Consider the following 20,827-nt stretch of genomic DNA (forward strand, 5'->3'; position numbering starts at 1 on the left):
TCTGAGGGTTACTTTTTTTTATGGGTATTCGCTTTTAAAAAGGGTCAGAGGATATTGACCTCAGGATGAATGGAAATACCAAAATTGAGTTTAACTTTTTCCTGAATCTGTCTCGCCAGATTGAGTATTTCTTCTCCACTGGCATTCCCGTAATTTACCAAAACCAGGGCCTGTCGTTCATGAACCCCGGCATCACCCTGCCGTGTCCCTTTAAAACCACAGGTATCTATCATCCATGCGGCTGGAATCTTAATTTCATTCTCCGAGATCCTGTAAGAAGGAATCTCGGGATAGCGCTCTTTCAGTTCTTCGTATTTACTGGCCTGTACCACAGGATTTTTAAAAAAGCTGCCACTATTGCCTAAAACTGCCGGATCTGGTAGTTTTCGTTGCCTAATATGTATTACTGCTCTGGAAATATCCTCAATTGTGGGGTGAAGCACGTTTGCATTACTCAATTCCTCACCAATTGTGCCGTAGCCAATCCGCAGCTGGTGGTCTTTGGTAGTCAACTTAAAATTAACAGAAGTAATCACGTATTTTCCCTTACCCTGCTGTTTAAAAAAAGACTCCCGATATCCAAAATCACAATCCTCAAGAGAAAAGGTACAGAGTTTGCAAGTTTCAATTTCCATGGCCTCACAACTTATGAAGTGGTCCTTAAGCTCCACACCATACGCCCCTATATTCTGTATCGGTGCGCTACCAACACTACCCGGAATCAAAGAGAGGTTTTCCAGTCCGCCCATATTCTTATCAAGCGTCCAAAGGACAAGATCATGCCAATTTTCGCCTGCCATTACCCTGACTTCAGCATAATTGTCCTCCTCTTTTACGATTTTTTTTCCCATTAGCCCAATATGAATGACCAGGGCATCGAGATCTTGGGTAAGCAGCATATTACTGCCACCTCCTAGAATCATCTTGGTAGGATATTTTTCTTGTTTTAGGATCCATTCCAACTCTTCGATGGAAGTGACCTCCGCGAAGTATCTCGCTTTAACATCTATACCAAAGGTATTGTAGGGCTTAAGCGAAACCTGCTCTTGTACTTTCACTGCTGTGAATATATTTTAATTGCCTCTTTTAGAATTTCAACGGCCTTGATCAACCGGTTTTTCTCCAACACATATGCAATCCTAATCTGGTTTTTCCCCAATCCGTCTGTTGCATAGAATCCTGCAGCCGGTGCAACCATAACGGTCTGTCCGTTTAATTCGAATTTTTCTAATAACCATTGCGCGAAATCATCTGCATCATCAATCGGTAATTCTACTATGCAGTAAAATGCACCCTGTGGCCTTGCAACCTTCAGTCCTTCGATCCTGGATAATTCTTTCAAAAGGACGTTCCGCCGTTCCACGTATTCTTCTATTACATCATCAAAGTAGCTCTGTGGTGTATCTAGAGCGGCTTCACTGGCGATTTGCGCATAGGTAGGGGGTGAAAGCCTGGCCTGGGCAAATTTCAGGGCCGTTTGGATCACCGACGAGTTCCTGGTGACAAGAAAACCAATTCGGGCCCCGCACATACTGTATCTTTTGGATACCGAATCGACGACTATACTGTGATTTTCCAGTCCGGGTTCCTGCAAGATGGAATAGTGTTCTAATCCGTCGTAAGCAAATTCCCGATAAACCTCATCGGCTACCAAAAATAAATCGTGCTTTTTAACCAGGGCTGCTAATTTCTGAATCTCCTCTTTCTTGTACAAGTACCCGGTAGGATTACCAGGGTTACAAATTAGTATGGCCTTGGTCTTTGCGGTAATCGACTTCTCAAACTCCTCCAGCGGCGGCAGCGCAAAATTGTTTTCGATGTTAGATACTACCGGTACAACTTTTATTCCGGCTGCTATAGCGAAGCCGTTGTAATTGGCATAAAAGGGTTCAGGGATAATAATCTCATCATCAGTATCGGCAATACTGCCCATAACAAAGGAAAGTGCCTCAGAACCTCCGGTGGTTACAATGATATCTTTATGTGTAACATCAACTCCAAAGGGTTTGTAATATGCAGCCAATTTTTTTCGAAACTGATCGGTTCCCTCTGTCCTGCTGTACGAAAGCACTTCTATATCGTTGTTTTTAATCGCATCGAGCGCAACCTGAGGTGTTTTTATATCAGGTTGCCCGATGTTGAGGTGAATAACGTCAACCCCTCGATCTTTGGCATCCTCTGCGTAGGGAACCAATTTCCGGATTGGAGATGAAGGCATTGATAGGCCTTTTCTGGAAATTACAGGCATGTGCTTAATTTTCAACAAAAATGGGAAATATGGGTGGACAAAACAACTGGAAAAGGGGTTATTATTTGGGAATTAGAGGAATGTTAAAAGGAACACAACCTATTGATATAAATTGTATCTTAGAGAGGTAACACCTAGGTACTTAGCATGTTTATTAGACGATTTTGGCTTGGCTTTATATTCCTTTTGTGCCTCCCTCTTGCGGGGTCCGCACAACGGTTTCATTTGCCCGAAGGAGTAAAGTCGCAAAAAATAAACTTCCAGCTTATCAATAATCTTATTGTGATCCCGCTGGAGATTAATGATGCCAAACTCAATTTTATTCTGGATTCCGGGGTGAGTAAACCCTTACTCTTCAATCTCTCAGACCAGGATTCCATTCAGTTGAGAAACGTATCGGAAATTACTATTAATGGCCTGGGCGCCGGGGAACCCATAAAGGCCCTTAATTCACGGGGGAATAGTTTCAAACTGAAAAAAATCCGGAATTTTGATCAGCAGATTTTTGTCGTTTTGGACAAAGACATCAATTTCTCCCCTTCCTTAGGTATTCCGGTTCACGGAATCATTGGGTTTGATTTATTCCGCGACTTTATAGTGGAAGTGAACTACGGCAGGAAGTCTATCAAATTCCACAACCCGGAATACTACGATGAAACGTCTTCAAAAAATGCACAATCGATTCCACTCTCTATTGTAGATAGGAAGGCGTATATCACAGGAAAAGTGAGTTTTGAGGATAAGGATAATGTACCTGTAAAATTACTCATTGATACGGGCAGTAGTGATGCCGTCTGGTTATTTCAGGACCTCGATAAAGGAATTAATATTCCGGAAAAACACTACGTGGATTACCTGGGCAAAGGTTTAAACGGCAGCATTTTTGGTAAGAGGACCAAAGTACGGAAAGTACAGCTGGGCGATTTTGTCCTGAAGAATGCAAAGGCAGCCTTTCCCGATATGTTCTCCTTTAGCAGTATCAAGGACCACGGTGACAGGAATGGTACTGTAGGCGGGGAGATACTCAGGCGATTTAACATTGTTTTTAATTACCAAAACAACGTTATCCATTTAAAAAAGAACAGCTATTTCAATGAACCTTTTCGCTTTAACATGAGCGGACTCGAATTACAGCATAACGGCCTGCGATATATTGCAGAAAGAATCACGGACAGCAGGGGAGTGGTAAAAAATGACGAACGCAGTTTTGGCGATGTTCAGATCCTTATGGAGAATAGAACGCGACTGAGCTTAGTTCCTGAGATCATCGTATCGGGTATCAGGGCCGGTAGTCCTGCTGATGAAGCCGGACTCAGGGAAGGAGATGTTATTCTAGCAGTTAATGGGAAACGAGTACACAAATACAAGCTTCAGGAGATTATGAATATGATCAATGAAAAGGAAGGTAAAAAAGTGCGTTTACTGATTGAAAGATACGATTCGGATCTCTTGTTCTCCTTTACGCTTAAAGATGTCTTCAACAAAAAACCCTGACCATTTGGCCAGGGCTTTGCTATACATATTTTATCGGTCTTTATTTACCATCAATAGGCTTAACCTCACCTTTGATTTTTAAGACCTTAGTAGGAGTGTCCGCATTGGAAATCACTGTAATAGCTTTCCTGATGGGTCCAACCCTGTTAGTGTCATATTTTACCTGAATTTCTCCTGTTGCACCCGGTAAAATAGGTTCTTCAGGTTTTTTAGGAATGGTACAACCACAGCTTGAACTTACTTTAGAGATGATAAGTGGAGCCTCACCGGTGTTGGTGAATTCAAAGATTCTAATCCCATCGCTCCCTTTCTCAATCTGTCCATAGTCTACCGTTTCGGTTTTGAATTGAATTTTAGCCGTCTTGTCCTGAGCTTGAACGCTTAAGGCCATTAGGCCAACAAACAATAATAAAACTATTTTTTTCATCACATTACTTTTTGAGGAATCTCAAATGTAGCATATTTGCAACAACATCCAAAATTCTTTTGTTATCTACTAACGTTACTTATTTTTGTTTCGTATTTCACAAGTTAATTTTGTTCGGATTTCACATCCGTATCCTTGATCAACCTATAAAATCCAACACATTCACCCCTAAAAGTCAAGAATCATACCAAAAATGAAGATTCCATCCAAATACGACCCAGGCAAAATAGAAGGTAAATGGTATGACTACTGGCTGAAAAACGATTATTTCAGCTCTGTTCCAGATCAAAGAGAACCTTATACCATAGTGATACCACCCCCAAACGTAACCGGGGTTTTGCACATGGGCCATATGCTCAATAACACCATCCAGGACGTTTTGGTGAGAAAGGCTCGCCTGCAGGGTAAAAATGCTTGTTGGGTGCCGGGTATGGATCACGCCTCCATTGCAACCGAAGCCAAGGTAGTGAACAAATTAAAGGAAGAGGGGATCAGGAAATCAGATCTGACAAGGGAAGAATTTCTTCAACACGCATGGGATTGGACAAATACCTATGGCGGTGTTATTCTTGAGCAGTTAAAGAAACTTGGTTGTTCCTGTGATTGGGACAGGACAAAATTTACCATGGATGAAGATATGTCTGCGTCTGTGATAAAGGTGTTTATGGACCTTTACAAAAAAGGCATGATCTACAAGGGGTACAGGATGGTTAACTGGGATCCTGAAGCCAGGACTACCTTGTCTGATGAAGAAGTTATCTACGAAGAAAAACAAGGGCAACTCTACTATATCAATTATGCCGTAGAAGGCAGCAGTGAATACCTTACTATTGCCACCACCAGACCGGAGACTATTTTGGGCGATACGGCAATATGTGTACATCCCGATGACCAGAGATTTGTACATCTGCACGGGAAACAAGCCATTGTTCCTGTGAGTAATCGGGTGATTCCCATCATTCTTGACGATTATGTTGATATGGAATTTGGAACGGGATGTTTAAAAGTAACTCCTGCGCACGATGAAAATGACTGGCAGCTGGGTGAAAAACACCAGTTGGAAACTATAGATATTTTTAATGAGGATGCCACCTTAAACAGCTATGGACTTCATTATGAAGGGAAGGATCGCTTTGAGGTAAGAAAGGCAATCACAAAGGAATTAAAAGACATGGGCTCCCTACAAAAAGTAGAGCCATACACAAACAAGGTCGGTACTTCAGAGCGCACCAAAGCAGTAATTGAACCCCGTTTGTTGGATCAATGGTTCCTCAAGATGGAAGAGCTTGTTAAGCCGGCGCTCACGGCGGTAACCGAGACCCGGGAGGTGAGGTTTTTCCCTAAGAAATTCGATAATACATACAAGCACTGGATGGAAAATATCCGGGACTGGAATATTTCCCGTCAACTGTGGTGGGGGCAACAGATTCCGGTTTATTATTTCGGAAACGGTCCGGAAGACCACGTTGTCGCCGAAAATGCAGAAGAAGCTTTGAAAGCGGCCAGAGAAAAGAGCGGGAACATGGCTTTAAAGGCTGAAGAGCTAAGACAGGACGAAGACGTTTTGGATACCTGGTTCTCCTCCTGGCTTTGGCCCATCAGCGTTTTTGGTGGAATCCTGGATCCCGAAAACAAAGAGGTAAACTATTATTATCCTACCAACGACCTGGTAACCGGGCCCGATATCATATTCTTCTGGGTAGCTAGGATGATTGTGGCTGGATACGAATTTAGAGGGGAAAGACCTTTTGAGAATGTTTATTTTACCGGACTCGTCCGGGACAAGGAAAGACGTAAAATGTCTAAGCAACTGGGCAACTCGCCCGATGCCTTAAAACTGATAGAGAATTACGGGGCAGACGGGGTAAGGGTAGGCTTGCTGCTGAGTGCTGCGGCTGGCAACGATCTGCTATTTGACGAATCGCTATGTCAGCAAGGCAAAAATTTTGCCAATAAGATCTGGAATGCTTTCAGACTGGTGAAAGGTTGGGAAGTAAAAGATCTACCACAGCCGGAGGCGGCAGCCCTGGGCGTAAAATGGTTTAAGGCGAAAATGAGCTCTTCCCTGGTAGAGGTTGATGATCATTTTTCAAAATATCGTATATCCGATGCTTTAATGTCCATTTATAAACTGATCTGGGACGATTTTTGCTCCTGGTTACTGGAGATCGTAAAACCTGCCTATCAACAGCCTATAGACCAGACTTCATACGAACAGGTCATAAGCTTGTTTGAAGAGATCCTGAAAATGTTGCATCCCTTTATGCCTTTCCTTTCTGAGGAAGTATGGCAGTGTATGGCAGAAAGAACCCCAGAGCAGGCTCTGGTGATCTCTTCCTGGCCGGAGCCAGAAAAACCTGAGCCCGATTTACTCAGCGCATTTTCCTTTACAGCAGAAGTGATATCAGGAATCAGGACTGTAAGAAAGGAGAAGAACATCCCTGCCAAAGAAGCTCTGAAGCTACAGTATATAAGGGCTCAGGAGATTTCTCCTGAATGGGATACCATTATCAAGAAACTAGGAAATATCGAGGAAATTTCTGCAATTTCAGAAGCTCCGGAGGGGGTATTGTCATTTCGGGTGAAGAGCAATGAATACTTTATTCCGGTTTCGGGCTCAGTAGATATAAAGGCTGAGATTAAGAAAATCACGGAAGAATTGAACTATACAAAGGGATTTTTGAAATCAGTTGAGAAAAAACTCTCCAATGATCGCTTTGTAAACAATGCTCCTGAGGCTGTTGTGGCCATGGAAAGGAAAAAGGCTACTGATGCGGAGGAAAAGATAATAACGCTCGAAAAAAGCCTCGCCAGCCTGTCAGGGGCTTAGTTAAATCACAATAAAACCCTAAGAAGAGCGTGATTTTCAAGTAGTTGTGATATATTTATCCAAAAAGGTAATATGAAAGAGTTTAAGTTGATTTTTTTAGCACTCGTCACTGTTCTGATCTCCTGTTCAAACGATGGGGAAAATTCTGATACTAATCAGGAACCTATGGGTCCGGCACCACGCACTGCCATAGCTGATGCGGCTTTTGAGCAATTTCTGGTTGACCAGGGTGTTGATGATGTGATTGATGGTTCGGTGTTGACGAGCGAAGCCGAAAAGGTCACCTCCCTGGTTATGAATGACGAAGGCATCAATAGTTTGCAAGGAATTGCTGATTTTGTATTATTGGAGAATCTATGGGTGAATGACAATCAGATCAGCACACTGAATCTCTCAAGCAATACGCTATTAAAATTTGTATACGTACAGAATAATGCCTTAACCAGCATTAATGTGTCCAATCTCGATATTCTCGAGAAACTATCTGTTCCAGGGAACAATCTTACACAATTAGACATCTCAGACAGCAGCACCTTGCAATTGCTTGAGATCAATGACAATACCCTTGGAGCCATAGACCTGTCAGCTATTCCCAATAGCTTACAGTTAAATACATTTGCGGTAGAGAACAATCCGCTAACCTGCATTAAGGTCAATGAGGAGATTCTCAACGATATTCCCGCCCAATGGACTAAGGATATGGATGACTCCTATTCCTTAACTTGTAATTAAAGCAGAAAAGTTTTTCTGGCAAAAGCAACCTCAGTTTTGAAGGTTGTTTTTTTTATCTTTATGGAAAGTGAAGTCTATGAAAACACTTATATATTTGCTCGTATTATCACCATTTTTTTTGTGCGCACAGGAAGAGGAAGTCAATATCTTGCCAGAAGAAATTCAAATTAGAACGGCCGTATTACCCTTGCCCGAGGAACAGAAGTCGGGCGCCATGGTATACGGTTATGATGAGTCCGGCCAACTTGTAGTGTTGAGGGAAGGTTCTAACAACATGGTTTGTGTTGGTGACAACCCGTACAGAAAAGGAATTAGCAGTAGCTGTTACTCTGTAAAACTCGAACCTTTTATGGCTCGTGGAAGGGAATTGAACACCCTTGGAAAGTCACAGGAAGAACGCAACGAAATCAGGGGGAAAGAAATAGAATCAGGGGCTCTGATGATGCCGAGGGAACCCAGTATGTTATACGTATTTTTTGGAAAAGAAGAGGATTACGATACTGCTACAGGAGCATTGCTCAATGGCAAGTTTCGCTATGTGATCTATACTCCTTTTGCCACCACAGAGTCGACCGGTTTACCAGACAAACCACACGCTCCTGGAATGCCATGGCTGATGGATCCGGGAACACACAGGGCGCACATTATGGTTGGACCATTTAATTAGATCTATGAGTTGGTCAACGTTTTTTATTTCTGAGATACAGTAATACCCATGGAGACTTACGCCACAGCACTTTTATATGCTATCCCATTCTTTATCCTGTTGTTGCTGGTTGAGATTCTCTATGGCCAGTTTATTAAAAAACAACACCACAAGGTGTTGGATACTGTGAGCAGTATAAGCTCAGGCCTTACCAACATTGTAAAGGATTCATTGGGATTAGGGGTTATCCTTGTGAGTTATCCTTTTCTGCTTGATCATCTCGCTCTTATGGAGATCAAAGCTAGCTGGTTGGTGTGGTTGGTTGCCTTTATTGCGATTGATTTTGCGGGATATTGGAATCATCGCCTCAGTCACCACGTAAACGTTTTCTGGAATCAGCATGTGATCCATCACAGCAGTGAGGAATTTAACCTCGCCTGTGCCTTACGTCAATCCATCTCAAACTTACTGGGGTACTTTCCGCTCTTTCTTTTTCCTGCTGCTCTTTTAGGAGTTCCTGCAGAAGTGATTGCCATAATTGCTCCGGTACATTTGTTTGCTCAATTTTGGTATCACACTCAACATATCGGTAGAATGGGGTGGCTTGAATACATCATTGTGACACCATCTCAGCATCGCGTTCATCACGCTATCAACCCGGAATATATCGACAAAAACCTGGGTCAGATCCTCTGTGTCTGGGATCGATGGTTTGGAACTTTTCAGGAAGAATTGGACGATGTACCGCCTCAATACGGGGTATTGAAACCAGCACATACCTGGAATCCCATCCTGATCAATTTCCAGCATTTGTGGAGACTAACTCTGGATGCCTGGCGTACAAAAAGTGTAAAGGACAAATTCAGGATCTGGTTCATGCCCACCGGATGGCGACCTGCGGATGTGGTTGATAAACATCCTACAGAAGTAATTAAAGATGTGTACAGTTTTAAACGCTATGAGACACAGGCGTCTACCTTTTTAAAAGGGTATGCTATTTTTCAGATGGTTTGTACGCTGGTTCTCATTCTCTTTATGTTTTACAATTATTCTGAAATAGGTTTCGGGGGGCTGATCCTCTTTGGGGCCTATGTATTCTTTGGGATTTTTGGGTATACCAGCCTGATGGACCGCCAGAAATTTGCATTTTTTATTGAACTCTTCAGGGGGATCGCCGGAATCTCACTTATATGGTCTAGCGGTGATTGGTTTGGTATAAATGCCCTCTGGGAATACGGCAGTCTGGTAGTAGCTGGCTATTTTGCTATTTCCATTTTGGGTGGATTTTTCTTTACCTATGTGGAAAGAGCTGATGTAGAACAACAAATCGCGCTGTAATAATGGCTATACGACCCTATATTCTTTCTGAATCTAACTGGCTGACATTAAAAGATACCAAATTTGATTTGGCAATTTTACCCTGGGCCGCTACCGAAGCCCATAATTATCACCTACCCTACGGTACTGATATTTATGAGGCCGATCATCTTGCAGCAGAAGCCGCCAGAATAGCCTGGGAGAAGGGGAGCAAACCTGTAGTATTACCCACCATCCCTTTTGGAGTCAATACAGGACAGTCTGATATCTATCTCGATATTAATTTAAATCCGAGTACACAATTAGCCATCTTGTCTGATGTTATTACAGTACTCAATCGGCAGGGGATCCGTAAACTTTTAATATTCAACAGTCACGGCGGCAACAATTTTAAAGCACTGGTAAGGGAATTGGGTTTAAAATTTCCCGAGATGTTCCTGTGCGTTTCAAACTGGTTTAAGGCCATTGGAGACGTCGATTATATCGCAGAGCAAGGAGACCACGCAGATGAGCGGGAAACCAGCCTGATGCTTTACTTCCGTCCTGAGCTTGTCCTCTCAAAGGACCTATGGGGCGATGGAAAAGCCAAAAAGTTTAAGATTAAAGCCTTTTCAGAAGGCTGGGCCTGGGCAGAACGAAGATGGTCTGAAATTTCAGAAGATACCGGGGTAGGGGATCCCTCGCACGCAAGCAGTGAAAAAGGAGAACGGCTGTTTAAAGAAATAACCGCAAAAATGTCTGAATTTATCTACGATCTCTGTAAAGCAGATATTGAGGATCTCTACACCTGACGTTAAAACGAATTTATTCCAAATTCTTTTTTCACCAATACGATGTATTTTTCCATGGCCTCTTCGGGTTGCAGGTTTTTTGCCTGTATGAGTGCATTGGCTTTAAAGGCATTGATCAGGGGCGTCTTACTTCCGGGGTTATTGTAATTTTTGTTCGCGATTTTATAATAAGCATATAGCTTTAATAACAAATCCGGAGGCAGAGGGTCTGTGTAATTGCTGATAAAGCCAACCGCTTTCTCAAATTCGGTATGCAGGCTTTTATTATCCATCTTTTTCCTTTACTGAAGCAAGGCAGGTGATGGCACCTTTTACCTTCTGATTAAGTTTTACGGCAACCTGCGCGTCTAAAGGAAGGAATACATCTACCCTGGAACCAAATTTAATAAAGCCGCTCTCCTCTCCCTGTTGAGCGCTTTCCCCAACTTCTGCATAATTTACGATTCGTCTGGCCATGGCACCGGCAATCTGGCGGTAAAGGATATCCCCAAATTTTGGGGTTCGTATCACAACCGTAGTCCTTTCGTTCTCCTCACTGGATTTTGGATGCCAGGCTACCAGATATTTTCCCGGATGGTATTTAGCATACTGGATAACTCCACTAGCAGGATATCTGGTGACATGTACGTTTACCGGAGACATAAAGATGGAGATCTGCAATCGCTCCTCATTGAAGTACTCCTTTTCCATCACCCGTTCTATAACCACCACTTTTCCATCCACAGGAGCGTGAATCTCGTCAAAATTTTTGTTGGATATTCTCTTCGGATTTCTGAAAAATTGTAGGATGAGGATAAGGACAACCAGCGAGAGACCCTGAACGAGCATTTTATAGGTAGGATTGGCCATGTAAAAATGCGCAAGCAGTATTATTATGGCGGTGCCGAAGAATGTCAGGAGGATGATGCTGCGTCCCTCTTTATGAAACATAGGTAAAAATATTTAATACAAGATAGGCAAATGGTGCTGCAAATATAAGACTATCCAACCGATCGAGCATACCTCCGTGTCCCGGGAGAATTGCACCGCTATCTTTTACCCCTGCCAATCTTTTTAGTTTGGATTCGATCAAATCACCGATACTGCCCATACTTACAATTACGGCGGCGAGGATGATCCATTCTGCCGGTTTTAAAATAGGTTCGTATTGGGATAGGATATACGCAGCAACCAAGGTGAATACCAACCCACCAAGAGTGCCTTCGATGGTCTTTTTTGGGGAGACAGAGGGAAATAATTTTCTACGGCCCATAAATTTGCCCACCAGGTATGCAAAGGAATCGTTAACCCATATCAGGATAAAAATTCCCATGATCAGTAGTTTGGCAAAATCGTCGTCTTTGTAAGGGATCATGGTCAGAAAAATACAGCCGCCTCCTATGTAAAAAAGACCGATGACAAATTTTTCATAAGCCCTATAGAATTTCTTCCGGGTAAAAAGAAAGTAGATCATGGTGATGTTTACGGTAATCGATAGAAACATCAGGATGTTAATCAAAACGGCATCCCTGATGATATAGATGAAGAGCCACCACATCCCCAAATAGGCTGCAAAGAGATGATATCCCCTTAATCCGACAAGTTTTTTGAATTCGTATAAACAGGCGAGTCCGAAAACCATAAACAAAAAGTCAAAGGCATCGGAACTTAAGAAAACCGCAGAGAGGAGTAAAATCACGTATACAACTCCCGTAAGTAATCGCCGTAGAAATTCCCTCATCCTATAAGTCTTCCAGTAGTAAGAGGTATAAGTGCTTGGAGCTGCTGCCGTAGGTTAGGAAGTCGTCAGCATTTTCATTGGTGGCCTGAAAATGCTTTAATGTAGTGATGTTGGCAGGTATTCCCTGCCTGTATTTTTTCTTGATCGCCTTGAGTCCTTCCCCGATGTTTTCTACGAGCTGACTCGTAGTCGCAAATACGATGACATTTTCTGGGAGCTCATTGAGCTTCTTCTCCTTTAATTGAAGGGAACAAACAAGGATGGAACCGTTTTGGGCGATGAGGTGCTCGCAAGTCGTAAAAAAGATCTCACTTTCACTGGCCCGTTCAGTAAAGGATATTTGTTCTTTGGAGAATTTCTCTTCCAATCTTTGATCCATAACAAAGAATGGAGTGTTTTCCCATTGATTTTCCTCTCTTATATTTCGAAGTGCTTCAGACACCTCTTTGAAGGAATCGCAGTATAGAAATTTTCCTCCGTTCTTTTTAAAATGGATAGTAAACTTTTCGTCAATGGGCAGGTTAAGGTCGGGCATATGAACCCCCCTTGTTTCCACTGTGGCCTTGGAAACTTTCTTCTTTTTTCCTCCTCCAAATAAACTGGAAAATAGTCCCATTTCTTGATTTAATCAGGTGTAATGTACTAATTTCTTAAACGAACCGGGAATCTTATTTATTATCCTCGGTAAGTTCTTCTGGTTCTTCCTTATCCACTGAGATTTCCTGACCTTTCTGGTCAAATTTCTTTTCGAAAGGTCTCTTACCAAAGATTTTTTCCAGGTCTTCTTTAAAAATGACCTCCTTTTCTAGAAGTCGTTCTGCCAATTCGGTAAGTTTATCCTTGTGTTCCTTCAGGACCTCAATAGCTCTTGAATATTGTTCTTCAATGAGTTTAGAGATTTCTTCATCAATTCTCTGAGCTGTCTCTTCACTGTAAGGTTTGGTAAAACCATACTCATTCTGTCCTGAAGAATCGTAATAGGTCAAATTCCCGATCTTATCATTCAGGCCGTAGATGGTGACCATAGCTCTTGCTTGTTTAGTCACTTTTTCCAGGTCGCTCAAGGCACCTGTGGAAATTTTATTGAAGATCACTTTCTCTGCTGCTCTTCCTCCCAAGGTGGCACACATCTCATCCTTCATTTGCTCAGGACGAACAATGAGTCGTTCCTCTGGTAAATACCATGCAGAACCAAGGCTCTGGCCTCTGGGTACAATTGTAACCTTCACTAAGGGAGCCGCGTGTTCGAGCATCCAACTTACGGTAGCATGACCTGCTTCGTGGTAAGCAATTGTCTTTTTCTCTTCTTTGGTGATGATTTTATTCTTTTTCTCCAGTCCGCCAACTATACGGTCTACTGCATCCAGGAAGTCTTGCTTTGTTACCGCTTTCTTTTCCTTTCTGGCTGCGATCAGTGCTGCTTCATTACAGACATTGGCTATATCGGCACCGGAAAAACCGGGAGTTTGCCTGGCGAGGAAATCAAGGTCCAGAGTTTCCGCCGTTTTAATAGGTCTTAAATGAACTTCAAAGATCTCTTTTCTTTCCCTGATATCGGGTAAGTCGACATATATCTGCCTGTCGAATCTACCGGCTCTCATAAGAGCCTTGTCGAGGACATCAGCTCTGTTAGTGGCTGCGAGGACGATAACATTGGTATTCGTTCCAAAACCATCCATTTCTGTCAACAGCTGGTTGAGTGTATTTTCACGTTCGTCATTAGAACCTGTAAAGTTGTTCTTGCCCCGGGCACGCCCAATGGCGTCGATCTCATCGATAAAAATAATAGCGGGAGCCTTGTCTTTAGCTTGTTTGAACAAGTCTCTAACCCTCGATGCTCCTACACCGACAAACATTTCAACAAAGTCGGAACCTGAAAGGGAGAAGAAAGGAACCTTAGCTTCGCCGGCAACAGCCTTGGCTAATAGGGTTTTCCCTGTACCAGGAGGGCCTACCAGCAGTGCTCCCTTGGGAATTTTTCCACCAAGAGATGTATATTTATCGGGGTTTTTCAAAAACTCCACGATCTCTTCTATTTCTTCCTTTGCACCTTCCAGTCCTGCAACATCTTTAAAAGACGTTCTGGTATCTGTTTTTTCATCAAAGAGTTTAGCCTTGGACTTTCCGATATTAAAGATTTGCCCGCCGGCTCCTCCTGCTCCGCCGCCAGACATTCTTCGCATAAGGTAAATCCATATTCCAATGATTAGAACAAAAGGCAAAATCGTGATCAGAAGGTCCATGAATAAATTCGATTCTTTGTCGAATTCAACAATGGTATTCAGAGAATTTTCCTTTTTTAGTTCGGTGATTTCGTTCTGAAAAATCTGAAGATCCCCATAATCCAGTATATACTGAGGTATTTCCGCAGTAGTAGGAAAGAAGGGTTTGTTGGCAACATCCTTATGGACGTCTTTAGCAAGGGCTTCCTCGGTAAGGAAGACCTTGGCCTGATTTGTATTGGTGATGATCAGAATTTTTGAAATGTCCCCTGCTCTGAGATACTGCTGCAACTCTGAGGTAGTGGTTTTTCTTGTAGTACCCAGACTCCCGCTCCCAAAAAAGTTAAATCCAAGCAGCAGCACGATGACCAGGCCGTAAATCCACCATGAACCAAATTTTGGTTTTTTTGTCGGGGTATTGTTATCTTTTTCTTTAGCCATTTTCTATTGATTAAAACTACTTTCTACCAGCGTCACCTTCGCATCGCCCCATAGTCCTTCTATATCGTAGAATTCTCTTACCTGCTTCTGAAATACGTGAACTACTACGTTTACATAGTCCAAAAGCACCCATTCGGCATTGTCAGAACCTTCAACATGCCAGGGTTTATCTTTGATGCCTTTACTAACTGTTTTTTGGATTGAATTTACGATCGCATTGACATGCGTATTGGAGGTACCATTACATAAAACAAAGTAGTCGCAAACAGTATTTTCTATGTCTCTTAGGTCGAGTAAATTGATTTCAAGTCCTTTAACATCCTCTATTCCTTGTAATATCAGAGCGATAAGTTCATCTGCGCTAGGCTTTCCTTTCTGCATCCAAAATTTTTAGTTTCTACAAAGTTATTATTTTTTTATTTTCTTGCCCCTAGTTTTTAACATAACATTGTACAGTTATCAGGGGTTTTTACACACTATGACTATAATCAAAGTTAATGCCACGGATTCTACTAACCTTCATCTGAAAAGAATGATGCTGGGCACTGCCTTGGAGGATTTTACTGTCCTGGTGACCGATTCGCAGCTAAGCGGCAAGGGGCAAGCAGGTACAGTATGGAATTCTGAACCCGGTAAAAACCTGACCTTTAGTGTTTTGAAGCAGTTCGAAAAGCTCAGTGCCGATCAGGGTTTTTCCGTTTCAATGGCCTTGTCGCTCGCTTTGGTACAGTTCTTTCGGGAGCTGAATATTCCTCAATTAGCGATAAAATGGCCTAACGACATTATGTCAGGCAATAAAAAAATATGCGGCATCCTGATTGAGAATACCCTAAAAGGGTTAATGTTAAAGCACGCTATTCTGGGCATTGGGATCAATGTGAATCAGGATAACTTCTTCGGCCTGCCAAATGCGGCATCCTTGAAACAAATCACTAGAAAAACGTATCAGTTAGAACCGCTGCTGAATCGTTTGCTAACCCTTTTGGAAGCTGTATTGGACATTGATCAGGAAAATATAGAAAATTTGAAATCTGACTATGAAAGCCTTTTGTATCTGAAAGATCAAAAAGCACTCTATAAGATTCATGACGAATGGGTGGAGGGATTTATTAGGGGTACAAGCCCGGAAGGCAAACTAAGGGTTGAAACCGCGGAAAGTAAACAAATACAATGCGGGCTCAAGGAAATAAAATACCCTTAGAAATCCTTTTTTGAGGCCTTAGATTTTAGTGAGATTCTCGGAAAGGGTAGCCATAAAATTTGTGATAGGATTTTTAATCATCATGGCCATCATAGCGTTAAATTCACCTTCAAAACTTAGGGTAACTTCACTGCTGTTTACATCAATCCCTTCGATATGTGCGCTGAGGGTAAAGGGGAGTTTTTCGCTTGCAGCGCCCAGTACCACGCGTTCATGGGGAATTTGTTCTTTTCGTTTTAATACAATCTGAGGCATTCCATTAAGTGCAAATAGAAATGTGTCCTCGTCCAATATTTCAAATTTGTCGATGGATTCAGGCATCAGTTTTTCAAAATTCTGCAGGTCGGTGAGAAAAGCGTAGACTTCTTCTTTGTTTTTCCCAACTGTTTTTTTCGGACTTTCTATATGCATAGGTTCAGGGTTTCCAGAGGGAAGGATTCTTTCTCCACTCCATTAGTGTCTTGAGTTGTTCTTCTTTGATATAATGAGAATCGGAAGCTAACTTCACCAGTGTTTCATAATTGCTAAGCGTGTGGAGTTCAATACCACTCTTTTCAAAATTTTCACTGGCCAGATCAAAGCCGTAAGTAAAAATGGCAATCATCCCTTTTACTTTAGCCCCATTTTTATGAAGCGCCTCAACGGCATTCAAACTACTTTTTCCGGTACTGATGAGATCCTCAATGACCACTACAGTTTGGTCTTGTTCAAGCAGGCCCTCGATCTGGTTCTGTCTTCCGTGTGATTTGGCTTCTGGTCTTACATAGATAAACGGGAGCCCAAGGTATTCTGCAACCAGAGCTCCAATGCCGATTGCGCCTGTGGCCACTCCGGCAATGATATCAGGTTTGCCGTACAATTCCTCCACCTGCTTTGCGATTTCCTCCTTGATAAAGTTCCTGATCACAGGGAAGGACAGCAGTATCCTGTTGTCGCAGTAAATTGGTGATTTCCATCCAGAGGCCCATGTAAAGGGATTTTCGGGTCTCAACTTAATTGCATTAATTTGCAGAAGTAGTTCGGCCGTTTTGCTGGCAGTATGCTTGTCCAAAATCATTTCGCAAATGTATAAAGTTTTTGTTAATGATGCTCCCTTAGTTTTAACAAACAAGCTGTCAGAAACTGTAAACGGAGAATACTTTCCCCTCAATGGAAGTGCCATAAAAACGGCTATAGATGCGCTGGCCAAAAAAAAGTTGGAAGCGGCGTATATCTATCATCCAAACCACGAAGAAATCCTCAAGAAATTCACCAAAAAAATACCCTTGGCCGTAGCAGCAGGGGGAGTAGTGACGAATAAAAAAGGTCAAGTGCTGTTTATTTACAGAAATAATAAATGGGATCTGCCTAAAGGAGGAATCGACAAAGGAGAAACATTAGAGGAATGCGCTATTCGCGAAGTGGAAGAGGAAACGGGCGTAAAGGGTCTGAAAATTGAAAACTACCTAAAAACAACTTACCACATTTTCAAAAAGGGCGGAGTTTACAAGCTCAAGGAAGTTCACTGGTACGCCATGAAAACATCTTACAGGGGTAAACTTGTTGGCCAGAAGAGTGAAAAGATAGAAAAAGTGAAGTGGAAGGGTCCAAAAAAGATAAAAAAGGCCTTAGAAAATTCTTACACGAATATCAGGAGCCTGTTTGAAGTGGATAACTTTCACTAAGCGGCTTTGGTAATTTCTAGAATATCGTTCTTGCGAATAGGCTTGTTTTTAAATTCAAGCAGATGATGGGTCGTACCACTATATCTTTCCCATTGCTGTCTGTCATAAGGATCGATAGAGGAAGTCACAATATTGATTCTGATCTTCTCGGGAATATTGAGCTCAATAAATTTTTCTAAAAATTGCCAACCGTCCATAATGGGCATGTTGATGTCAAGGAAGATCACCTCAGGTATGGTTTGTCCTTTTTTAACACGATCTGTGATATCGTCAATTGCCTCTTTCCCATTGACATAAGTTTTGATTTCCTCTGCCAGATCGAGCAGGCTCAACATTTTCTTTATCCCAAATACCGTGATAGGATCGTCATCAATGATGCAAACACTCTTAATTTTTGTCATTGAAGTAAATTTTAAATGTTGTTCCTTTTCCGACTTCGCTTTCCACAGCAACTTTTCCGTTCATGGCTTCAATCTGGTTTTTTGTAATGTATAGTCCAATTCCCCTTGCATCGGCATTTTCGTGGAATGTCTTGTACATCCCAAATAGTTTACTGCCATGCTCTTCCAGGTCAATACCAAGTCCGTTATCCTTGATATTTAATACGGTATAGTCGCCTTCAGTCTTGGCAGTAAGTTGTACTACGGGTTTTCGCATGGGATCCCTGTACTTTATGGCGTTGGTTATAAAATTCATCAGGATACTCTCTGCATAGGCCGGGACAGATTTTACTTCTAGATCCTTTTCCACATCATTGATAATAATGGCACTGTGATTTTTTAAATAGGCCGTTAGGTTCTGTTCAACGGCATTTATTTTTTCATAGAGGCGAACCGGTTTTTTATCGAGGTTGATGTTGGTGCTAATCGCCACTACTTCATTGAGATTTTCCAAAGTTTCAAGAAGGTTGTCAGAAGCTTCCATCAGCATTTTAATGATTCTGTTTTTTTCCTCTGCATCTGTTTCACTCACCAGGAAATCGAGGAGCATAGAAAAATTGGCAGTATGCGACCTCAGGTTATGGGAAACGATATGGGCAAAGTTGATCAGTTTTTTATTTTGGATGGAAGTCACATTGATAAGGTCGTGCAACTCATCTTCCTTACGCTTGAGGTCGGAGATATCCAGGCTGATGCCTATAAGACCTTTTACCTTTTTGTCGCTCCCGATAAGTGGAATTTTAGAACTCAGGAAAGAGGTGGCCGTCCCGTCCTTTTTAACACTGATGGTTTCTTTTCGCAACATAGGTACCCTGGAATTGATCACTTGGAGATCTTCCTGTCTGGAGATTTCGGCCGATTTTTTATCATAAAAGTCATAATCATTCTTCCCAATGACTTCTGACTCTTTTAGACCTACATAGTCTAGTTCCGATTTGTTTACCAATATCTTCCTCGATTCGAGATCCTTGATAAAAACATTAAGCGGAAGGTTGTCAATAAGGGTTTTCAGCAATTGTTTCTCCTCTCTGAGTTGTGCTTCCGTAAGCTTACTCTGAGAAATATCCTGAGCTGTAGACCATAGTAATTTTCTTCCTTTTCTGTTGCCCACAAGGGAGCCACTGACCAATACCGGAAATCGTGTTCCATCCTTTTTGGTATATTCCTGTTCTTCAGGACCAAATGTGTTGGTATTTTCTAATTCTTTCTTGATCCTTTGCAGTTGCGACCTGGAAACGTTGAGCAGGATGTCCTGAACCTTGAGTTTACCGAGATGTTGCCTGGTGTATCCTGTCGTTTCTTCAAAGGAAGAGTTGAAATCGAGGATCTCCCCGGTTTCAAAATCACTAAGAATGTAACTGGTAGGTGACAATTCGTAAAGAGCCCGGAACTTCTTTTCGCTCTCCTTTAGTTTTCGTCGTGCGGCGACCATCTCTTTGATCATACGACCTTCGGCGAGAAGAGAAATTATATTTCCTTGCTCGTCATATACTGGTTTTAAGCTGAAATCTACCGGGATCGGATTCTTGTCCTTATCAAGGACTACGATCTCGCTCCTCATCACTTCCCCTTCACAAGCAGCATTAATTATTTCTTTTAGTCCCTCTTTTACGTAATCAGGTATGGGCCACCAGTAGGCGTCCCAGAATTTTTTATTGACGACATCCTCTTCTTTTAGTCCTGAGAATTGTAATGCTGTTTCGTTGATTTCCAGAAAGGTGCCCTGGGTGTCGAGTATTCCTGTAAATTGATAGGAAGAATTAAAAATACTTTTAAAATGACGTTCCTGCAGCTTGCTTTTACGCTCAGATTCAATCTTTGGGGTTATGTCCCGGAAAGTTCCCACAAGGCCAATCAGCTTCCCCTTCTTAAAAATGGGTTTACCAGTGGCGATCACTGTAATTTCGTTTCCCTTGGCCGTAATCATTTGGCAAGTAACTTCGTAGGACTCACTTTTCTGTACGGCCTTATCGAAGGCCATTGCTATGGTATTCCTACTGAAACCTTCTTTGTAAAAATTTATGGCAGTCTCTACGCTGGGCTCATAGCTGGGGACCACTTCGTGTATCTTTTTAGTGATCTCACACCAGTTTAGGCGATTGCGTTCAAGGTCGAACTCCCAGCTCCCTACATCGGTAATCTCAGATTTAGCCGCGAGGAGAGTTTCCAGTTTTTCGGTTTGTAATTCAAGATTGATCCGATCGGTAACTTCTTCAGTTTGCAGAATGATGCCTACAATATTTTCCTTTTCGTCGTACCAGGGGATATTTTGCCATTGAAACCACTGCAACGTACCGTCCGTAGCGATATGATGATGTACACTTTCATCACTGGAAATGCCTTTTAGACACTCTTTAAGTACTTTTTGCCAGTCTTTGCTGATTTCGCCAAATAGTTCTTTCAGATTACGCCCTATAACGTCTCTGTTCTCAAAATCAAAATCATTGATCCACTTATCAGAAACATGAACCACTTCGTAATTTTTATTAATAAAAGCAGTTGCCGTAGGCAACTGTTTTACGAGGTAGTTTAAAGTTACTGTAGGGGTTCCACGCAACATGCTGTTGTAATTTCCTACTAATGTATTCTGATTATTCAACATTCCTTAATGATTGTTGTGAACCTGCCTAAACTCGTTGTGTGCGTACAATATT

General features: G+C 42.1%; 21 protein-coding genes. 8 read left to right on the top strand and 13 right to left on the bottom strand.

Annotated features, from left to right (window positions below; translation table 11 throughout):
- Nucleotides 1-44 precede the first annotated feature (44 nt).
- Together murB and EQY75_RS02420 are read right to left on the bottom strand one after the other, a co-directional pair.
- On the bottom strand, nucleotides 45-1,058 hold the full coding sequence (gene murB / locus EQY75_RS02415) for a UDP-N-acetylmuramate dehydrogenase (RefSeq protein WP_129602555.1): 1,014 nt from the start codon (nucleotides 1,056-1,058) through the stop codon (nucleotides 45-47).
- Nucleotides 1,055-2,248 (bottom strand): pyridoxal phosphate-dependent aminotransferase, encoded by a 1,194-nt coding sequence (locus tag EQY75_RS02420; protein WP_129602557.1) that lies wholly within the window; start codon nucleotides 2,246-2,248, stop codon nucleotides 1,055-1,057. Before EQY75_RS02420 ends, murB begins: the two co-directional genes overlap by 4 nt.
- 225 nt (nucleotides 2,249-2,473) lie before the next feature.
- Here EQY75_RS02420 and EQY75_RS02425 point away from each other — a divergent pair, with 225 nt between their 5' ends.
- Nucleotides 2,474-3,742 (top strand): aspartyl protease family protein, encoded by a 1,269-nt coding sequence (locus tag EQY75_RS02425; RefSeq protein ID WP_246019962.1) that lies wholly within the window; start codon nucleotides 2,474-2,476, stop codon nucleotides 3,740-3,742.
- 40 nt (nucleotides 3,743-3,782) lie between these two features.
- Here EQY75_RS02425 and EQY75_RS02430 read toward each other — a convergent pair whose 3' ends face one another.
- Entirely contained in the window at nucleotides 3,783-4,169 is a 387-nt protein-coding gene (locus EQY75_RS02430; RefSeq protein WP_129602561.1) for a DUF1573 domain-containing protein, read from the bottom strand.
- Between the two features lie 193 nt (nucleotides 4,170-4,362).
- Between EQY75_RS02430 and EQY75_RS02435 the strand changes: the two genes are divergently transcribed.
- The 5 genes from EQY75_RS02435 (at nucleotide 4,363) to EQY75_RS02455 (ending at nucleotide 10,485) form a co-directional block, all read left to right on the top strand.
- The gene (locus EQY75_RS02435) at nucleotides 4,363-6,999 is read left to right on the top strand and encodes a valine--tRNA ligase (RefSeq protein ID WP_129602563.1); all 2,637 of its coding nucleotides are present in this window, start codon (nucleotides 4,363-4,365) and stop codon (nucleotides 6,997-6,999) included.
- Between the two features lie 72 nt (nucleotides 7,000-7,071).
- Nucleotides 7,072-7,731, top strand: coding sequence for a leucine-rich repeat domain-containing protein (locus EQY75_RS02440; protein ID WP_129602565.1), 660 nt, complete (start codon nucleotides 7,072-7,074; stop codon nucleotides 7,729-7,731).
- A 76-nt stretch (nucleotides 7,732-7,807) separates the two neighbouring features.
- A complete protein-coding gene (locus EQY75_RS02445) occupies nucleotides 7,808-8,398 on the top strand; it encodes a hypothetical protein (RefSeq protein WP_174719391.1) in 591 nt (196 codons plus the stop codon).
- Nucleotides 8,399-8,446: 48 nt separating this feature from the next.
- Nucleotides 8,447-9,715, top strand: coding sequence for a sterol desaturase family protein (locus EQY75_RS02450; RefSeq protein ID WP_129602568.1), 1,269 nt, complete (start codon nucleotides 8,447-8,449; stop codon nucleotides 9,713-9,715).
- A 2-nt stretch (nucleotides 9,716-9,717) separates the two neighbouring features.
- Nucleotides 9,718-10,485: a creatininase family protein gene (locus tag EQY75_RS02455; protein WP_174719392.1), complete on the top strand. Its 768-nt coding sequence runs from the start codon at nucleotides 9,718-9,720 to the stop codon at nucleotides 10,483-10,485.
- 2 nt (nucleotides 10,486-10,487) lie between these two features.
- On the opposite strand, the gene EQY75_RS02460 is transcribed toward EQY75_RS02455, so the two are convergent.
- The 6 genes from EQY75_RS02460 to rsfS are packed head-to-tail and all read right to left on the bottom strand — an operon-like array spanning nucleotide 10,488 to nucleotide 15,249.
- A complete protein-coding gene (locus EQY75_RS02460) occupies nucleotides 10,488-10,757 on the bottom strand; it encodes an acyl-CoA-binding protein (RefSeq protein WP_129602570.1) in 270 nt (89 codons plus the stop codon).
- Nucleotides 10,750-11,415, bottom strand: a complete 666-nt coding sequence (locus tag EQY75_RS02465; RefSeq protein ID WP_129602572.1) for a phosphatidylserine decarboxylase family protein — start codon at nucleotides 11,413-11,415, stop codon at nucleotides 10,750-10,752. Before EQY75_RS02465 ends, EQY75_RS02460 begins: the two co-directional genes overlap by 8 nt.
- Entirely contained in the window at nucleotides 11,405-12,205 is an 801-nt protein-coding gene (locus EQY75_RS02470) for a phosphatidate cytidylyltransferase (protein ID WP_129602574.1), read from the bottom strand. The genes EQY75_RS02465 and EQY75_RS02470 overlap by 11 nt, the downstream gene beginning before the upstream one ends.
- A 1-nt stretch (nucleotide 12,206) precedes the next feature.
- The gene (locus tag EQY75_RS02475) at nucleotides 12,207-12,821 is read right to left on the bottom strand and encodes an LUD domain-containing protein (protein ID WP_129602576.1); all 615 of its coding nucleotides are present in this window, start codon (nucleotides 12,819-12,821) and stop codon (nucleotides 12,207-12,209) included.
- A gap of 52 nt (nucleotides 12,822-12,873) precedes the next feature.
- Complete coding sequence (gene ftsH / locus EQY75_RS02480; RefSeq protein WP_129602578.1) at nucleotides 12,874-14,868, bottom strand: ATP-dependent zinc metalloprotease FtsH; 1,995 nt, start codon at nucleotides 14,866-14,868, stop codon at nucleotides 12,874-12,876.
- Nucleotides 14,869-14,871: 3 nt separating this feature from the next.
- Complete coding sequence (rsfS, locus tag EQY75_RS02485; RefSeq protein WP_129602581.1) at nucleotides 14,872-15,249, bottom strand: ribosome silencing factor; 378 nt, start codon at nucleotides 15,247-15,249, stop codon at nucleotides 14,872-14,874.
- Between the two features lie 97 nt (nucleotides 15,250-15,346).
- Between rsfS and EQY75_RS02490 the strand changes: the two genes are divergently transcribed.
- Nucleotides 15,347-16,069, top strand: coding sequence for a biotin--[acetyl-CoA-carboxylase] ligase (locus EQY75_RS02490; RefSeq protein ID WP_129602582.1), 723 nt, complete (start codon nucleotides 15,347-15,349; stop codon nucleotides 16,067-16,069).
- An 18-nt stretch (nucleotides 16,070-16,087) separates the two neighbouring features.
- Here EQY75_RS02490 and EQY75_RS02495 read toward each other — a convergent pair whose 3' ends face one another.
- Together EQY75_RS02495 and pyrE are read right to left on the bottom strand one after the other, a co-directional pair.
- Nucleotides 16,088-16,480 (bottom strand): SRPBCC family protein, encoded by a 393-nt coding sequence (locus EQY75_RS02495; protein ID WP_129602584.1) that lies wholly within the window; start codon nucleotides 16,478-16,480, stop codon nucleotides 16,088-16,090.
- A 4-nt stretch (nucleotides 16,481-16,484) separates the two neighbouring features.
- Nucleotides 16,485-17,126 carry an orotate phosphoribosyltransferase gene (gene pyrE, locus EQY75_RS02500; protein ID WP_129602586.1) on the bottom strand — a complete coding sequence of 214 codons (642 nt, stop codon included), beginning with the start codon at nucleotides 17,124-17,126 and terminating at the stop codon, nucleotides 16,485-16,487.
- A gap of 7 nt (nucleotides 17,127-17,133) precedes the next feature.
- Between pyrE and EQY75_RS02505 the strand changes: the two genes are divergently transcribed.
- Nucleotides 17,134-17,733, top strand: coding sequence for an NUDIX hydrolase (locus EQY75_RS02505; protein ID WP_129602588.1), 600 nt, complete (start codon nucleotides 17,134-17,136; stop codon nucleotides 17,731-17,733).
- On the opposite strand, the gene EQY75_RS02510 is transcribed toward EQY75_RS02505, so the two are convergent.
- A complete protein-coding gene (locus EQY75_RS02510) occupies nucleotides 17,730-18,134 on the bottom strand; it encodes a response regulator (RefSeq protein WP_129602590.1) in 405 nt (134 codons plus the stop codon). The genes EQY75_RS02505 and EQY75_RS02510 overlap by 4 nt on opposite strands.
- Entirely contained in the window at nucleotides 18,121-20,775 is a 2,655-nt protein-coding gene (locus tag EQY75_RS02515) for a PAS domain S-box protein (RefSeq protein WP_246019964.1), read from the bottom strand. The genes EQY75_RS02510 and EQY75_RS02515 overlap by 14 nt, the downstream gene beginning before the upstream one ends.
- Nucleotides 20,776-20,827: the final 52 nt, after the last annotated feature.

It is taken from the genome of Muriicola soli (genome assembly GCF_004139715.1).
GTDB classification, from domain to species: domain Bacteria; phylum Bacteroidota; class Bacteroidia; order Flavobacteriales; family Flavobacteriaceae; genus Muriicola; species Muriicola soli.

Bases quoted from the DNA above. Each gene is read 5' to 3' on its own strand.
- EQY75_RS02515 (WP_246019964.1), bottom strand. From the start codon at position 20,775: ATGTTGAATAATCAGAATACATTAGTAGGAAATTACAACAGCATGTTG.
- pyrE (WP_129602586.1), bottom strand. From the start codon at position 17,126: ATGATTTTGGACAAGCATACTGCCAGCAAAACGGCCGAACTACTTCTG.
- EQY75_RS02435 (WP_129602563.1), top strand. From the start codon at position 4,363: ATGAAGATTCCATCCAAATACGACCCAGGCAAAATAGAAGGTAAATGG.
- EQY75_RS02490 (WP_129602582.1), top strand. From the start codon at position 15,347: ATGACTATAATCAAAGTTAATGCCACGGATTCTACTAACCTTCATCTG.
- EQY75_RS02475 (WP_129602576.1), bottom strand. From the start codon at position 12,821: ATGGGACTATTTTCCAGTTTATTTGGAGGAGGAAAAAAGAAGAAAGTT.
- EQY75_RS02455 (WP_174719392.1), top strand. From the start codon at position 9,718: ATGGCTATACGACCCTATATTCTTTCTGAATCTAACTGGCTGACATTA.
- ftsH (WP_129602578.1), bottom strand. From the start codon at position 14,868: ATGGCTAAAGAAAAAGATAACAATACCCCGACAAAAAAACCAAAATTT.
- EQY75_RS02430 (WP_129602561.1), bottom strand. From the start codon at position 4,169: ATGAAAAAAATAGTTTTATTATTGTTTGTTGGCCTAATGGCCTTAAGC.
- EQY75_RS02510 (WP_129602590.1), bottom strand. From the start codon at position 18,134: ATGACAAAAATTAAGAGTGTTTGCATCATTGATGACGATCCTATCACG.
- EQY75_RS02495 (WP_129602584.1), bottom strand. From the start codon at position 16,480: ATGCATATAGAAAGTCCGAAAAAAACAGTTGGGAAAAACAAAGAAGAA.
- EQY75_RS02465 (WP_129602572.1), bottom strand. From the start codon at position 11,415: ATGTTTCATAAAGAGGGACGCAGCATCATCCTCCTGACATTCTTCGGC.
- rsfS (WP_129602581.1), bottom strand. From the start codon at position 15,249: ATGCAGAAAGGAAAGCCTAGCGCAGATGAACTTATCGCTCTGATATTA.
- EQY75_RS02445 (WP_174719391.1), top strand. From the start codon at position 7,808: ATGAAAACACTTATATATTTGCTCGTATTATCACCATTTTTTTTGTGC.
- EQY75_RS02505 (WP_129602588.1), top strand. From the start codon at position 17,134: ATGTATAAAGTTTTTGTTAATGATGCTCCCTTAGTTTTAACAAACAAG.
- EQY75_RS02440 (WP_129602565.1), top strand. From the start codon at position 7,072: ATGAAAGAGTTTAAGTTGATTTTTTTAGCACTCGTCACTGTTCTGATC.
- EQY75_RS02420 (WP_129602557.1), bottom strand. From the start codon at position 2,248: ATGCCTGTAATTTCCAGAAAAGGCCTATCAATGCCTTCATCTCCAATC.
- EQY75_RS02470 (WP_129602574.1), bottom strand. From the start codon at position 12,205: ATGAGGGAATTTCTACGGCGATTACTTACGGGAGTTGTATACGTGATT.
- EQY75_RS02450 (WP_129602568.1), top strand. From the start codon at position 8,447: ATGGAGACTTACGCCACAGCACTTTTATATGCTATCCCATTCTTTATC.
- EQY75_RS02460 (WP_129602570.1), bottom strand. From the start codon at position 10,757: ATGGATAATAAAAGCCTGCATACCGAATTTGAGAAAGCGGTTGGCTTT.